Genomic DNA, 15,277 nt, shown 5'->3' with positions numbered 1-15,277 from the left:
TAACAAATCACAGAATTTGTTTCTGAGACTCTAGTCTTGATATTCCGCTAAACAATCCTGTAAACAAAGCAAAATATACCATAGAATTCATGAGATGCATGGTATTGTGCATCATTGAAAAAAGAATAAAACTAATGGTAAACATAATATTTAATGCAGAATATTGCCGTGTTTTAAAAGGAAGCTTTAAAAGGAAATAAAATATCAATAAAAAAAGAAGTAATCCAAAAATACCCAATTGTGCTGGAATATTGATAAAAACATTATCATAATCTGCAAATATGTTCATATCTCTTGTTTTTAGCTCATATTTATCAGCATATTCATTCGCTTCTTTCATGACATTACCAATTCCTGCACCTGTTACTGGATTATCTATAAACACATTGGTTCCAATAATCCACATGGCGGCCCTCATACCTCCCTGTCCTCTATAATCATTTTCTTTTACAATTTTTTCTATACCATTTTTAAATTGATGCACCCTTGATACAAAATTATCAGAAAAATTGTATGCCAGTAAAAATGTAACAAAAACAATTGTAGTTGCAAAAAACAACGCTTTAAGTTTATGCCGAATATAGATAAAAGAAAGGACAAACATTAGAACAGCAAATACAACTTGACCTGTTCTCCCTCCATTGATAAATAAATTTGTTACTACTGTAACAAAGAACAAAGCATCAAAAAATTTATACTTCCAACTTTTGACAGAAAAAAAATTTGTTAAAAGTATTGTACTCGTAAATGCAAGCAGTACACTGTATGCTATATGATCCATAAAAGGTGTTGGCATTTCATGCGTTGCATGTCCATAAGTAAATAAGTTAAAATAAATGCCATAAGAGATGAGTTCACTTATAAGCATGCTTAAAATAAAAGCTGAAAATATATACTTTATATAGCGTTTTTCCAAAACAGTATAAATAATTAGTATCATTAAAAAATGATGATATTTCAAAATATATTTGACAGCAAATATTGTATTAGAAGCAAAAGGTATAAAAAAAATCATTAAAAATATAAAAGCATATAAAACAATTATAAATTTACTTGACTTAAGAAGTTCATATTTTACCTTCCAGTTCCCTTGATATATCCACAGTAAAACTACAACCAGTTCTATAAGATTAACACCAGCTTTAGAAATAGGAAAACTAAATGCATAGGCTATTATTAAAAAATTTAAATACTTGTTTATATCTTTTTTCTGAAATTGAATCATTTTGCACCTATTTTACCGAGAACTACTTTTACTGTTTTTATTAAAATAACAAAATCAGCCCATAATGACCAATTCTTTATATACCATACTTCAAGTTCATTCCTCTGTGCAAAACTGAGATTATTTCTTCCACTCACTTGCCATAATCCTGTAATCCCAGGACGTACACGTAATATAAACTCTTTTTTATTACCTAATTTTTCTGCTTCATTCAACATATATGGTCTCGGTCCGATCCAACTCATTTCACCTTTAAGAATATTAAGTATTTGCGGTAATTCATCAAGTGAAAAGATACGTAAAAATCTTCCTACTCTTGTAATTCTAGGATCATTCATATATTTATGATACTTCTCAAAGTATCTTATTTCTTCAGGATGCAATTTCAAATATTTTGCTAAAACTTCTTCACTGCTAAGCAACATGGTTCTATACTTATAGACTTCAAAAATTTTATTATCTTTACCAAGACGTTTTTGACGAAAAAAAACACTCCCTCCATCATCTAATTTTATTGCTAAGGAAATGATAATATGAATAACAAGAAAAGCTGGTAAAACGATACAAAGCATAATATAATCAACACTGTTTTTTATTATTATATTATGCTTTAGCAAAAGTCTATTTTGCACTTGAATAGTATTTCTTCTGATATTAGAATACTCCAAAATGTTAGAATGCATAAAATTAATATCTTTTAAATAAGGAACAACAAATATTTCACTTGTTATTTTGACATATTCATCTATTAATGCGTGCAATCTTTCTTCTTTAATTCCCTGCGATATTATTATAACTTTTTCATATCTTTTTTCGGAATAGACTTGTCCTAAATACCAGTTTTTTTGTAATTCATTTTTAAATATTTTTACTTCACTCTTTTTTCCTAAAACTAAAATTTTTTGCTTGCAAAAAGGTAAAAGAAAAATCATTTTTTTGGCATAGCGTTTGAAAACAGGTAAAGTTACAAACAATAAAATAAAATAAAGCGCTATAAACAATCTGGAGTATTCCAAATGTGTTTTGGTCAGTGTCAATAATGATAAAATTATTAAAAAACTAATAATTAGTGCACGAAAAACTTTAAAGGTATCTTGCCAAAAATCATATCGAAAATTATATACTTTTTCAAAATACAACAAAGCCAAAATAATTACAAAAACAAATGTAAAATTTTGCACTTCAAAACTATTTGAATTGTTACTTAGTAACAGTGCTGCATAAAATACTGTCACAAGGTAAAATAGGTCAAATAAAATAATTAGGGCTTTTGATATCATTATTCTCATTTATATTTCCAAAAATATTTCAGTACTGAAATGATATGATACCAAAATAATTTCAAATTTTTTGAAGAGCCTTTTCGATACTCATGATAAATCGAATAATTGGTATTTATGACTGTCTTCCCATACTTTTTTGCTCTTCTCCAGATATCTACATCTTCCATATACATAAAAAAACGCTCATCAAAACCACCAAGTTTTTTAAATACATTCATTTTCAATGCCATGAAACATCCATGAGCAAATGGTATCTCTGTTACACTCTTTTCCGGTACCTTTAATTCGCCTTGTTCTAATCCAATACGTCGCTTCATTAAATCCAATGGTGTTGGAATTTTACGAACAACTTTTTGAGTTGTTCCGTCAGTATTAAGTATTTTTGGTAAAGCCATCACCGCATCAGAATGTTCAAACCATTGCAAAAAATTTTTCAACTCTTTAGTATCAAAATATATATCGGGGTTTACAATAAGATGAACTTCTGATTCTATTGCAAATTCTCGGAACAATTTATTATGTCCTGCTCCAAAACCTATATTTTCTCCATTGTTATATATATAATTAATATTGCTATACTTTTTACATAAATCTTCTAATTTATTTTTAGGAGAATTATCAAATATATATATTTTATATTTTTCATCAAAAAGTGACAGTAAACGATCCAATACTTCAAACTTTTCATTATATATAACTATTGATACACTAATATTCATACAGAGACTACTCTATCATAAATTTCTTTTTTTACTTTTGAATAATAGTTTGCATAATTTTTATCCCATAATTTCCTGGCATTTTTTCCATAGTTTGAAAACTCTTCTAGATTTTTGGTAGTTATTGATAATAAAAAATCAAACAGTTCTTCTTTATTTTCTACACAATACCCTGTTTTATACTGAGAAATTGCTGCTGATTGAGGAATAATTTTTGTTGTTACTAAGGGAATTCCAAAGTAAAGGTGTTCGTAATATTTGTTGGGGGCTGCATAGGTGTGTAATAATTTGCCTGAATCGTAGAATGCTATATACAAATCTATATATCTCATTCTTTGTCCAAGAGTATTATATGAAAATTCTCCAAAATATTTTATTCTGGATTCTTTTTGAACTATATTGATAATTTTTTCTTCTAAAGTACCTTTGCCGGCAAGATGTAAAATCAAATGTTTATTTTGTATAACAGCTTTCAATAGAATTTCTATACCTCTTGCATCTGCTTCCAAATTCCCAAAATATCCCAACACCACCATATTATTATTTTTTTGCTCCCCCAAGAGAGCATTTGTCTCAAAATTTGGTACATTTTCCACAATCACTGTATTCTTACTCGGTATCTGAAAAATCTCTTTTCGTTTTTCATGGGGTATAGTGACAAGTTCTATATTTTTCGCATAAAATTGTTCTATCCATTTCCAAAACTTTTTAAAAGGAATAGGTTTTGACATAAAAAAAGGATCCGCTATATCATAATGAATAATACAACCTTTTACTTTTGCCGCAAAAACACCAAAAAGCAAAGTTTCAAAATCAGTAAATATTACAATATCATTTTTTTTAGCATGTAAAATTATAAAAAAAAAGCAATTAATACTAAAAATCATATACCCTATGGCAATTAAAAGTTTCTTTTTCGGTTTTCGCACAAAAGAAGTTATACTGTATATATTTTTTTCTTTATTGCCTTTGCCCCATATTCCATAAATAAAAGTACACCCTTTATATATACTTGTCCACCGTTGTATTCTCGCATCTCGATCCCAAGATAAAGCTCTTAAAACAAAAACTTTTTTACTACAGTACACTTTTTAAATATTCCACAATATGCTTGGAAGCAAAACCATCACCATAAGGATTATGTGCTTTGCTCATCTCTTCATATGCTTTTTGATTTTTTAACAATCTGATTGCTTTGTCAACAATAGTTTTCTTGGATGTGCCAACCAACTTTACAGTACCTGCTTCGACAGCTTCCGGGCGTTCTGTTGTCTCCCTCATTACAAGAACAGGCTTCCCCAATGAGGGAGCTTCTTCTTGCACACCACCACTATCTGTTATAATAAAGTAAGACTTGTTCATTAAGTAAATAAAAGACTCATATTCTAAAGGTTCTATCAAGAAAATATTGTCTATATTGGATAATATTTTTTTTACCGGTTGTTGCACATTTGGATTTAAATGTACCGGATATACAATATCTACCTGTGGATTTTCCAGAGCAATTTCTTTCAACGCTTCACATATATCAATAAACCCTTTTCCAAAATTTTCTCTTCGATGACCAGTGACCAAAATGATTTTTTTATGTTCTGATATTTGATACTGTGCATTTATTTTTGTTTCAATGGTATTTTTTAATGTTTCACTATTCTCTATTTTACTCAGCGCCAAAAACAGAGCATCTATAACGGTATTGCCTGTAACAACAATATTTTCAGGTTTTTTATTTTCTCTTAATAAATTTTCTCTTGATGCATTTGTAGGCGAAAAATGATAATTTGCCAATACTCCTGTTATCTGCCTGTTTGCTTCTTCAGGCCATGGACTGTAAATATCTCCGGTTCTCAACCCTGCTTCCACATGTCCAATTTTAATTTTTTGATAAAAAGCAGCCAGGGAAGCAGCACTGGTAGTTGTAGTGTCCCCGTGAACTAAAACTATGTCAGGTTTAAATTCAGCCAAAATATTTTTCATACCCAATAATACTTTTGCAGTTATATCATACAAATCTTGGCCAGATTTCATAAGGTTTAAATCATACCATGGATGAATATCAAATATTTGAAGCACCTGATCAAGCATTTCTCTATGTTGTGCAGTTACACATACTCTTGACTCGATCCCTTTTTCCAGTTCAAAAGCTTTTACCAAAGGTGCCATTTTAATAGCTTCTGGTCTTGTTCCAAATACCAATAAAACTTTTTTCATTTTTCATTTTTCCTATATTTATGAGGAATCCATTTTCCATGTTTACTTTCATAAATTGCTTTATTTTTCTTAAATAGATTTTGTTTCCATTCAGGTGGTTCCTGATCAAATGTTGCCCCTAAATGATGATGAATATACACATCGTCAGCGCATATCAGTTTGTATCCTGCAATTTTTGCTCGTTCACAAAAGTCATCATCTTCAAACATCCCTATTCCAAATGCTTCATCAAGCAAACCTATTTTGTCAAATAGTTCTTTTTTAATAGCAACACAAAAAAATGCCAATGCTTTTATATCTTTGTATTGCTTCATTTTGTTTTGTTCATATAGGTTTTGTGCAAATCTAATCATTTCATCCATACTGTCATATTTGATATCTATTTTTGCCTCATTCCCTATGTTATTTGTTCTTGGACCAACCATTCCTATGTTTTCATCAGTATAAAAATGAGCAACAAGTCTTCGTATCCAGTCCGGTGTCACATATGTATCATTATTGAGTAAAATTACTATCTCACCATTGGCTTCTTTTATACCTATATTATTTCCATAACTAAAACCACCGTTTTTATCATTTAATATAACTTTGACATTTTCATGCTTTTGCTCATATTCGAGTAAAAATTCTCGCGTATTGTCTTTTTGTGACATATTATCAACAACAATTATTTCACAGTTGTCGTAATTGTTATACTTTTGCATACTTTGCAGGCATGCTTTAGTAAGCGCAAGGTTATTGTATGTTACCACAACGATAGAAACCTTTATATTAATCTCATCAAGCAAAAAATCAGAAGTCTGTTTTTTTGTAACTGTTTTTGAAACAGTTTTTGTATTTGGAACAAAATAATGTTTTAAATAGGAAAGAATAGAAGTAAGCATTATGATAAACCAACTAAAGCCATTGTTTCTCCGGCAATATTTTCAAACTGTTTTTTTTCTTTGTTTGTCCACTTTTCCCATTGAGGTTGTTTTAAAAGTGCCGGATCTTTTGCTGTTTTAAAATTATTTTTTTCATCATTGCCATAACTTGAATTTACTCTTTTTGTTTGCAGATACTCTACTGTATTTGACTCAAAGTCTAACTCAAAAAAACGAAAAACTTTTCTGACTGCATTTTCCGTATCATATACCAAATCTTTTTGATATACATTTATCACCTGATTAGGATATTTTTGGCTAAATTCATAACCTTTTTTGGCAAAATGGTTCCACGTTTCACATGCAAGTTTAAAATCTTTTGACCAAGGTGCACTAAAACCGCTTTTTAGCATACTGCTAACGACTTCTCTCCCGTCACGAATCATATTGATTACTTTAGCATCCGGAAACATTAACAATAATTTATCTACAATTAAAATATTTTCGGGTGATTGTTCTAAAAATATATCTGTATCACAATGCTGCATAAACATCTTTTTAACTCCCTCACCCATATATGCAAGATAATCTTCTAAAGTCACTTCATGTTTGTTAAACCATCCATCACTCACCTCTTTTGCTATTTCATAAGAATCAAAGATTGTATGTTTTTTGGATGTTTTGTTTATAAGCTTATCCATTGGATTACCTGTAACATCACGCAAGAGATAAAATAAAAAATTTGATTCTGCCGATGTTGTCAAATCTGTATGCTCTGCTAATGCCCAACTAAAAGCACTTGTAGCTGACCGAGGACAACCACCTACAAAATATATTTTTTTATGCTTCATATACTAACCTTTTTATATTTTCGTGTAAAATATCCACTCTACTGTTCCATGAATTTTCTTGAGCTACTGAAATTCTCTTTTTTGTCAGAGAATGCTTATTGGGACTCTTTGCTTCATTTATTGCCTGATCCAACATTTCTAAAAACTCTTTTTTGTTATTCGCAAGATAACAAACTTCTTTATACTCTTCCAGTTCTGGCAGTTTTGTTGCGACCACAGGCTTGCCAGCACTTATATACTCATAAAATTTAACAGGATTTGTTGCTTCAATTAATGGAATTATTTTAAATGGTATTGTACAAACATCAAACTTATAAAGATATTTGGTTAAAGTTATATATGGTTTTTCACCTAAGAAAAAAACATTTTTTAGTTTTTTAATATTTGTTGTATCACAACTGAAAGTTGAACCTATGAGTACAAAATTATATTCTGGTCTTTGCTGTGCACAGTATTCAATCAAATCGATATCAAACCATTCGGCTATAGCACCATAATAGCCAACAATTGGTTTCGATGTTAATTCTCCTAACACATCACTCTCTGTAACAGTGGAAAAAAAATCAAATTCTGTTCCATTCTTTACTTTTACGGCATTTGAATTCAACTTTTTATTTTTTGTATGTAATTTATTTGATGAAGAAATCACCAAATCTGACATCTCTATCAATTCTCTTTCTTGTTCAATAATTTGCCTGTCAACATTACTAAAACCAGAGTGTTCATCCATGCAATCAAAAAGTATTTTTCCCTGTACTCTAGTCTGCAATTGTTTTACCAGATTAAGCCAATTTGGAAACTGAACAAAATAGACAGGTTCTTTTTGCCCACTACTTGCTAATACATACATAATTTGTTGCATAAACCAATGTGTATTGTGCTCATCTAAAATATCTTTGTAGATATTTAATGGCTTCATGGAGTTTAAATGTATTTTAAAAATATTTTCTTCAAGCTGTTGCATTTTAATGCAAGCCAAAGGTGTTTTTCTTTCTTCTTTTGTTGTTGGCTCAAAAATAAAATCTTTGGAAACATACAAAACTGTATATCCTTTTTTTGCGAGTCCGCTTAAAAGATGCTGCGGCCTTTGCCATCGAAAACCCCATGCAATAATAGGAAAAACAACTATTATATTTTGACTTTTCGTGTTTTTTATCTGTTCTATTATTGCAAAATTTCTTTTTTTCTTAAGCCATAAAGGAACAACCTCAGGTAAGAGCTTACTCAAGATTTTTTTTGCCACATTTTTATAAGGTTCCTCTTTAAGTTGAAGGAACTTTTCCCAAAACATAATAATTTTGCTTGCTTCCATCTTTTTTAATCGTGCAAACATAAGATTATTTTGATATTTCAGCGCTTCAATCTCTTTTTTATGCTCATCTTCTAACTCTTGCAGTGTATTTAATGAGTCCTGCAAATTGTTTACAGCTATCTCTTTCTTTTTACTTTCAGTTTGGAGAAAATCTATTTTATTCATATAAATTACATTATCATGAGATAATTTTTTCGCCCAGGAAGTCTGCTGTGTCAAATCATCCTGAAGTTTCCTGATTGTCTCAATCTTCTCTCTGTTCTTCTCATCAAGCTCTTTCGCCCAGGAAGTCTGCTGTGTCAAATCATCCTGAAGTCTCCTGATTGTCTCAATCTTCTCTCTGTTCTTCTCATCAAGCTCTTTCGCCCAGGAAGTCTGCTGTGTCAAATCATCCTGAAGTCTCCTGATTGTCTCAATCTTCTCTCTGTTCTTCTCATCAAGCTCTTTCGCCCAGGAAGTCTGCTGTGTCAAATCATCCTGAAGTCTCCTGATTGTCTCAATCTTCTCTCTGTTCTTCTCATCAAGCTCTTTCGCCCAGGAAGTCTGCTGTGTCAAATCATCCTGAAGTTTCACAATTTTGTTTTGTTCCACCAAAAGAAGTTGATAAAAAAATTTGCCTACTCCAAAATATTCTTCTCTTATGTCATCAAATATTTTTACATCTACAGCATTGAAATCTTTTTCTAAAAAAAACTCCAATTGAGGCACCACAGTTTTTAGAAAACTGGAAAATCTGTAAACACCTTCATTTTGATGTTTTAAATTTTTATCAAGAAATTTTTCTATCTGACCTTTCTTTGCAGCATACTCTTTCAGTAAATTTGTGTTTAATTTCTCATCTATTGATTTTATACTTTTTTCTGGAAAACGTAACAGATCATCAAAATTTAAAAATAATCTATGGTAATTTCTTGAATGCTTTTCTGCATGTAAGAAATAACTCAACCAAAGCAATTCGCTTTTTTCCTGTGTAAAATTATTTCGGACATGAAGAGATTTTGCAACCTCTAAAGGGTTTCTGTATGGCAATAAAATCTTAATATTCACTTTTAAATTTAAAAGAATTTCTGCATATAATGGAAATAAATAACAAATACGGGGATCTTTTATCGCAAATAATGTTTCTTCGGAAAATTCTGATTCAAGTAATTGTTTTAATTCTTCTTTTTGGGCAACTGTAATGTTCTCTTGTACTTTATTATAATCAAAATATATAGTATCCCATTGGGTACCTAATGAAGCTAAAATTTTTTCATTATATTTTACAATATTTTCATTTTCAAAAAAACCTTGAACATTATCATCAGCAGGACCTGCCGTTTTATTCCCCAGAGAAACTTTTAAGTATTGAAGCAGTCCTGTTAATGCAGAAGTTCCACTCCTGTGCATCCCTAGAATCATTATACATGTTTGTTCTTTCATATCTATCCAAAATCTTTTTTGTTTCTATTTTACAATAAAAGCACTTAAATTACAGAACATCACCAAAATGAGGTCGAAGTCTTCTAAACACTATGGCTCCCAAAATAAAAAGAGGAATGCTTATAGCCATAAAATACAACCCATCTTCCCATTTTTGCCAAAACCAAATATGATTTATAAAACTGTCTCTGTAGCCTTCTACTATATATGCCATAGGATTGATATGTAAAATCCAGGCATACTTTTGCGGAACCATAGAAGGATTCCAAAAGATAGGCGTTGCCCAAAAACCTATTTGGATAATTACAGTGATAAAACTGCTTACATCTTTAACAAAAACACGAATGGCAGAAGTAAGCCAACCAAGACCGGTCAATAAAAAAATCATTAAAAAAAGATAGTAAAAAATCTGCAGCCAGTACACAGAAGGATAGTATCCATACAATATAAGTGCAAAGATCAAAAACAGAATCAAAACCAGATGGATAATAAGCGCCGAACCAATTTTCACAAGCGGTAAAATGCTCACACGAAAGGCAACCTTTTTCACTAAAAAGGCATTAGAGACTACAGCATTCGCCCCACCGCTCAAACCTGCACTAAAAAAGAACCATGGAATCATTCCCGACATCAACCATACAAAGAACGGCACGCCATTTGTAGTATTTCCCTGTCTAAATCCATAAGTAAAAACAAACCAAATAACTGTCATATACGTTAAAGGTTGTGCAAATGCCCAAAAAAGACCTAAGTAAGAGCCTAAATACTCTTGTTTGAAATTTATTTTAATTAAACTCCAAATTGTTGTTTTATTTTCCAAAATATGCAAGAAAAAATTTTTTAATTCTTTAAAATAGTACATTATTACCCTTATAAAATTTCATACTTATATATACTCATTAACTCTCGGTCTAAACTTGCATTAATAATTTCTATTGCTCTTGAGGAAAGTTTTTCTTTCCATCTTTCTTGTAAATAGTATGTCTGATAATCTTTAAATGTCAACGAACTGTTTTTTGTAGACTGTTCATAATTTTTAAAAAAAATTTCTTTTTTTGTAATAGAAAAGGAAGAAGCTATCTTATGTATTATCTCTTGTGGATCTTCAAACAACATTTCACTTTTAAGCCGCAAAATATTTTTTACTTGGACATCCATATATGCTCTGTTTTTAATGTTCCACAATTCAACAGGAGATGTCAATACTTTGTATCCTATTCCATCTCGATGTACAGTTTTCCATGGAACTTGTAAAAATTCTTCAAAAGTTTGTGGAAAATTTTTATAGTACTGATGGTAAGGTTTTTTATAAAGTGATAACAACCATGAATATGGGTTTTTTGTTAATGTTATGTAGTTTATCCCATCTTGAATATATTTAGCAGAGAACTTTGTATGTTTCCAACCCAGATTTTTTTTTGTTCTGGCTAAAAAATAAAGATCTTTTATAAACTCTTTTTCTTGAACATCTTCTTTTAGTTTTGCTACTGACAAAGGGACAACACCTCGTATCTCTTCAACATGAAGGTTTAGCGCAATAAGTCTGCTTAAATAGTTTGTATTTGTATGACGTTCTCCATACAGCTTTATAAAGTTACTTTTAGGCATCTATCATCTCAAAAACTTCTTCTATTGCTTCATCTGAATAAAAATGCTTATAGTATCCTGAAGATTGAAATATCTTCTTCCGCAGCACCTCTGCAAGTTCTTTATTGTAGAGTTTATTACTATTTTTATTTTTCATGTTTGCGTGAGCATTTATACTGTTTTTGTCATAAGAGAGTTTCTCTAAAGTCTTAAATTTCCCCGCAACAATATCCTCATAAAACAGCACATTACTTTGAGGAATATTTTGTAAAAATTGTCTAAAAAACCATTCTAAAATAATCACTTGCCTGTCAATTCTATCAACAGTAATCTCAAGCTTCTTTTTTAATGCCTCGTCAAATCTTTCCCCAGCCGGAACATGACCACGATATACTGGGAGGTCAACACTGTTCCAAGAGAATAAAACAGACAAAGGATTTCTTACAACAACATAAGTATCAAAAAAGTTTACCAGATCTGGCAGTAAAGCAGTAAAGAAAGCATTTTGTTTTATAAGTAAAGAGAAATCTCGCTGCAACTCTTTTTCCAAGCTTACATATCCATGTTGTACAACTTTTTGTCTCAAACCCTCGCTCTCTTTTTGTGTATCACTTAACATATTGGAAATAATTTTATTTTCTTTATGATGCGTTACAAATCTTTTACTGTAATGTATCTCTTTTCTCATTTGAAAAAAAAAGTCATTTACATATTCAACTGCCTCTATAGAGTTTTGCGTCTTTATAGAAAATGGATTAATAGGTTCCAATAAAGCAAGACTATTGGCATAATTGTTGTAAAGTGAACAGATAAGACTACTCCCCGAACGCGGGATACCTGTTAAAACGACATTTTTATAACTCATATAATATTCTTTTCTAAAAAATCATAAAAAAGTTTTTTTTGTTTTTCTTTAGAATAACTTCTATACGTTGCGGTCATGTTTTTTTGCATCTCCTCTAATCTTTCATTGTCATTTAAAACACAAAAAGCTTTCTCAATCGCTACAACCAATGACTCAAAATCATACTCCGGCGGCATTATAACATTAAAGTCATTCTTACAAAAAGTTCTGTTACCTATACAGTCAGGAACAACTACAAGGTCAGTATATTGCATAGCTTCCAAAGCCGGAAGATAAAATCCTTCTGCGTGAAAAGGAAGCAATACACTTATTTTTGCCTTTGCCATTAATGTATGAATACTTTGTAATGACTTTTTTGTATATGTTACTTCAAAGGAAATATTTTTTGTATCAAAATATTCTGCAAGTTCTCTTGCCAATGGTACATTTTTAACACCTAAAATATATACTTCAAATTCTTTTTGAGCTTCTATGTTTGATAAATCTATACCATTTTCTATCGTAACAATGGGTGACAAAACTTTTTGTGTCTCACATAAAGCATTTGCCACTTCATTGGATACCGCTATTTTATACGCTTTTTTTTGCAAATATTTATAAAGCTTCGTCTGGGGAAATGTATGACGGATACCTTGAATGAGGTTGATAACAGTTTTATAGTTTTCTATACCATCCTCAAGCATTTTCCAATCCTCTCCTGCTATAAACAAAACATCATACTCCCAGGGCTCATACACTTCCACTCTGGACTCCATATCATTGTACCAGGGATTTGTAGCATCAATACAACTCTCTTTGCTAAAATAGATAAAAACCTCAAATAAAGGATGTTCCTTAAAAAAAGAGAAATAATCATACACTACCTGATGTCCACCAGTGTAAGCCCTGTAATCCCTGTAAAACAGTACTTTGAAATTTTTTTTACGTTTAAGCCATGAACTACATTTCCATCCAAGCAAGTGTTGTACTTCTTGTACATCATTGTAAAAATACTTTTTAAGATATAAAAAATCACTATAAAGCAGTTGTGATTTATACGCTGTTTGAAACACTGTATCAAACTTAAGGGACTCAAACACTTCTATTTGCAAAAAATCAGTCACTTTATTAAGTGTAAGAATAGGATAATTTTTTAAATCTTCATAGCAAAGAAAAAGAATCTGCTCTTTTGAAAAAAAACGTAACAATCTTCGTATCTGTAAACTATATAAACCTCTGTCCTTATAAGAATAAACCCTATGTTGTTCAGGCAAAGCCTCTTTGACTCTTTGTTCTTCTTCTCGCAAGGCCTGTGAAAAGCTAAGGTGTTCAGTATCTCTGTTTTTTTCCATATTCCATTGTGAAAAAGCTCTCTCTATTGGATCTCTTAAAATAAAAATGAGCTTTATCTTCTTATTGTATTCATAAATTCTTTTTGGTGCTTCCTCCCAGTAGGCATATATTGGTGTAGCTTCTCCCCAAAGTTTCTCTTTATCACTAAAATAACTGTGATACTTTTCATAGTCTGGTTTTTTATGCTTAAAATAGATATCTGTGTCAAAAAAGTGCAACTCTTTTTGACGACTCATCTCAATTTTTGGATGCTTTGCAAGTTGTGTAAAAAGTGCACTTGTTGCGCTCTTTTGCGTCCCGACTATAAGAAAGTCTACTTTTTTCATTCATACTCTTTTGAGATTTTTGCTTCTAAATCAAAATCGACAAGACCACTAAAGGAGATCTCTTTTGGCTTAAGAACCTCAAACATATACGCATCATATATACGATGCAAGAGTACTCTTTCTTCCCCATCCAAATAAACTACAGCGCAATTAAGCAAGTAATGCCCATGAGAGAGTCTGTTGTAAAAATTCCACTCTATCTCGTAAGTGCAAGAGGGCGTAAAAAGTTCGGTATAAACTATTTCTTTTCCTCCCAGTCTTTGAGAATTCGCAGTTTTTACAAATAAGGCAAAAATAACATTTTCAAAACTATGGCTAAATTCTACTTTCATTTTAATCAGAAAATTTTTATGTTGTTGAAGCATATTTACCTCATTGCCATCTAAAAATATTCCCACTTCTTTGATTTGTGCACCTTTAGGTTCAAGTGACACTATAGCTTTACTCTGAAGTGCAGGATTATAAAAACTATGATCTTCTTTTTCCCTGCGGTCTGTTTTTTTTATAAGTTGTTTTGGTTCATCTGCCTGTATAACCTGTGTTGGTATTTTGTTGTCATGTATCATCTGAAGGTAGAGTTTGACTATATCTTTTGGTTTGCCTTCAAGAACTTTTTGTCCTTTATGCAAGACAATTACTCTGTCACAAAGTGAGAGGATTGTTTGTGTAGAATGTGAAACTATAATGACAGTCGTATTCTCATTTTTACACATCTGTTCTATACGTACAAAACATTTTCTTGCAAATGCAGCATCTCCGACACTCAGCGCTTCATCTATGATAAGAATCTCCGGTTGGGTATGAATAGAAAATGAAAATGTCAACCTTGCTTTCATACCGCTACTGTATGTTTTAAAAGGACGATCAAGAAACTCCTCTATCTCGGCAAACTCACATATCTGTGCTATTTTTACATCGAGTTCTTTTTTTGAAAAATTTTGTAAAGAAGCATTAAGGTAGAGATTTTCCCTGCCTGTAAGTTCAGGGTTAAAGCCTGAACCTAATTCCAGCAACGCAGTTACTTTTCCTCGGACACTAACACTGCCCCCACTTTGTGTAAGTACCCCTGAGAGAATTTTCAACAGGGTGGATTTTCCACTGCCATTCCTACCTAGTATACCTATAACCTCACCCTTTTTTACAGAAAAGGAAACATTATTCAAAGCATAAAAAAGTTGGTGATGCGGTTTTTTAGAAAAAGAGAGAGATTCTTTAAGTCTCTCTATGGGCTTAGTGTAGATTTTATAGGCTTTTGAGAGCTTTGCAAGCTGTATAATCATA

The 15,277-nt window shown here is 31.1% G+C and carries 13 protein-coding genes; all 13 read right to left on the bottom strand.

Annotated features, from left to right (window positions below; all coding sequences use genetic code 11):
* Window positions 1-7: 7 nt before the first annotated feature.
* The 13 genes from LCX93_RS01455 to LCX93_RS01395 all read right to left on the bottom strand — a co-directional run bounded on the left by LCX93_RS01455 (window position 8) and on the right by LCX93_RS01395 (window position 15,276).
* Window positions 8-1,225 carry an O-antigen ligase family protein gene (locus tag LCX93_RS01455; RefSeq protein ID WP_226067501.1) on the bottom strand — a complete coding sequence of 406 codons (1,218 nt, stop codon included), beginning with the start codon at window positions 1,223-1,225 and terminating at the stop codon, window positions 8-10.
* The gene (locus tag LCX93_RS01450) at window positions 1,222-2,514 is read right to left on the bottom strand and encodes a sugar transferase (protein ID WP_226067499.1); all 1,293 of its coding nucleotides are present in this window, start codon (window positions 2,512-2,514) and stop codon (window positions 1,222-1,224) included. The genes LCX93_RS01455 and LCX93_RS01450 overlap by 4 nt, the downstream gene beginning before the upstream one ends.
* Entirely contained in the window at window positions 2,511-3,227 is a 717-nt protein-coding gene (locus LCX93_RS01445) for a glycosyltransferase family 2 protein (protein WP_226067497.1), read from the bottom strand. Before LCX93_RS01445 ends, LCX93_RS01450 begins: the two co-directional genes overlap by 4 nt.
* On the bottom strand, window positions 3,224-4,315 hold the full coding sequence (locus tag LCX93_RS01440) for a glycosyltransferase (protein ID WP_226067495.1): 1,092 nt from the start codon (window positions 4,313-4,315) through the stop codon (window positions 3,224-3,226). The genes LCX93_RS01445 and LCX93_RS01440 overlap by 4 nt, the downstream gene beginning before the upstream one ends.
* Complete coding sequence (gene wecB / locus LCX93_RS01435; RefSeq protein ID WP_226067493.1) at window positions 4,305-5,438, bottom strand: non-hydrolyzing UDP-N-acetylglucosamine 2-epimerase; 1,134 nt, start codon at window positions 5,436-5,438, stop codon at window positions 4,305-4,307. The genes LCX93_RS01440 and wecB overlap by 11 nt, the downstream gene beginning before the upstream one ends.
* Window positions 5,435-6,322, bottom strand: a complete 888-nt coding sequence (locus tag LCX93_RS01430) for a glycosyltransferase family 2 protein (protein ID WP_226067491.1) — start codon at window positions 6,320-6,322, stop codon at window positions 5,435-5,437. Before LCX93_RS01430 ends, wecB begins: the two co-directional genes overlap by 4 nt.
* A complete protein-coding gene (locus tag LCX93_RS01425; RefSeq protein WP_226067489.1) occupies window positions 6,322-7,152 on the bottom strand; it encodes a sulfotransferase family protein in 831 nt (276 codons plus the stop codon). Before LCX93_RS01425 ends, LCX93_RS01430 begins: the two co-directional genes overlap by 1 nt.
* On the bottom strand, window positions 7,142-9,886 hold the full coding sequence (locus LCX93_RS01420) for a glycosyltransferase (RefSeq protein ID WP_226067481.1): 2,745 nt from the start codon (window positions 9,884-9,886) through the stop codon (window positions 7,142-7,144). The genes LCX93_RS01425 and LCX93_RS01420 overlap by 11 nt, the downstream gene beginning before the upstream one ends.
* A 49-nt stretch (window positions 9,887-9,935) precedes the next feature.
* Entirely contained in the window at window positions 9,936-10,748 is an 813-nt protein-coding gene (locus LCX93_RS01415; RefSeq protein ID WP_226067479.1) for an ABC transporter permease, read from the bottom strand.
* Between the two features lie 8 nt (window positions 10,749-10,756).
* Window positions 10,757-11,380: a hypothetical protein gene (locus tag LCX93_RS01410; RefSeq protein ID WP_226067478.1), complete on the bottom strand. Its 624-nt coding sequence runs from the start codon at window positions 11,378-11,380 to the stop codon at window positions 10,757-10,759.
* A gap of 106 nt (window positions 11,381-11,486) precedes the next feature.
* On the bottom strand, window positions 11,487-12,338 hold the full coding sequence (locus LCX93_RS01405) for a hypothetical protein (RefSeq protein WP_226067476.1): 852 nt from the start codon (window positions 12,336-12,338) through the stop codon (window positions 11,487-11,489).
* Window positions 12,335-13,996 (bottom strand): sulfotransferase domain-containing protein, encoded by a 1,662-nt coding sequence (locus tag LCX93_RS01400; protein WP_226067474.1) that lies wholly within the window; start codon window positions 13,994-13,996, stop codon window positions 12,335-12,337. The genes LCX93_RS01405 and LCX93_RS01400 overlap by 4 nt, the downstream gene beginning before the upstream one ends.
* A complete protein-coding gene (locus LCX93_RS01395) occupies window positions 13,993-15,276 on the bottom strand; it encodes an ABC transporter ATP-binding protein (protein WP_226067472.1) in 1,284 nt (427 codons plus the stop codon). Before LCX93_RS01395 ends, LCX93_RS01400 begins: the two co-directional genes overlap by 4 nt.
* Window position 15,277 lies beyond the last annotated feature (1 nt).

This window comes from Sulfurimonas sp. SWIR-19 (genome assembly GCF_020410885.1).
Lineage (GTDB): Bacteria > Campylobacterota > Campylobacteria > Campylobacterales > Sulfurimonadaceae > Sulfurimonas > Sulfurimonas sediminis.
This window is presented reverse-complemented; position numbering and strand designations above follow the sequence as displayed.

Bases quoted from the DNA above. Each gene is read 5' to 3' on its own strand.
- LCX93_RS01415 (WP_226067479.1), bottom strand. From the start codon at position 10,748: ATGTACTATTTTAAAGAATTAAAAAATTTTTTCTTGCATATTTTGGAA.
- LCX93_RS01445 (WP_226067497.1), bottom strand. From the start codon at position 3,227: ATGAATATTAGTGTATCAATAGTTATATATAATGAAAAGTTTGAAGTA.
- LCX93_RS01405 (WP_226067476.1), bottom strand. From the start codon at position 12,338: ATGAGTTATAAAAATGTCGTTTTAACAGGTATCCCGCGTTCGGGGAGT.
- LCX93_RS01455 (WP_226067501.1), bottom strand. From the start codon at position 1,225: ATGATTCAATTTCAGAAAAAAGATATAAACAAGTATTTAAATTTTTTA.
- LCX93_RS01425 (WP_226067489.1), bottom strand. From the start codon at position 7,152: ATGAAGCATAAAAAAATATATTTTGTAGGTGGTTGTCCTCGGTCAGCT.
- LCX93_RS01420 (WP_226067481.1), bottom strand. From the start codon at position 9,886: ATGAAAGAACAAACATGTATAATGATTCTAGGGATGCACAGGAGTGGA.
- wecB (WP_226067493.1), bottom strand. From the start codon at position 5,438: ATGAAAAAAGTTTTATTGGTATTTGGAACAAGACCAGAAGCTATTAAA.
- LCX93_RS01450 (WP_226067499.1), bottom strand. From the start codon at position 2,514: ATGAGAATAATGATATCAAAAGCCCTAATTATTTTATTTGACCTATTT.
- LCX93_RS01395 (WP_226067472.1), bottom strand. From the start codon at position 15,276: ATGATTATACAGCTTGCAAAGCTCTCAAAAGCCTATAAAATCTACACT.
- LCX93_RS01430 (WP_226067491.1), bottom strand. From the start codon at position 6,322: ATGCTTACTTCTATTCTTTCCTATTTAAAACATTATTTTGTTCCAAAT.
- LCX93_RS01400 (WP_226067474.1), bottom strand. From the start codon at position 13,996: ATGAAAAAAGTAGACTTTCTTATAGTCGGGACGCAAAAGAGCGCAACA.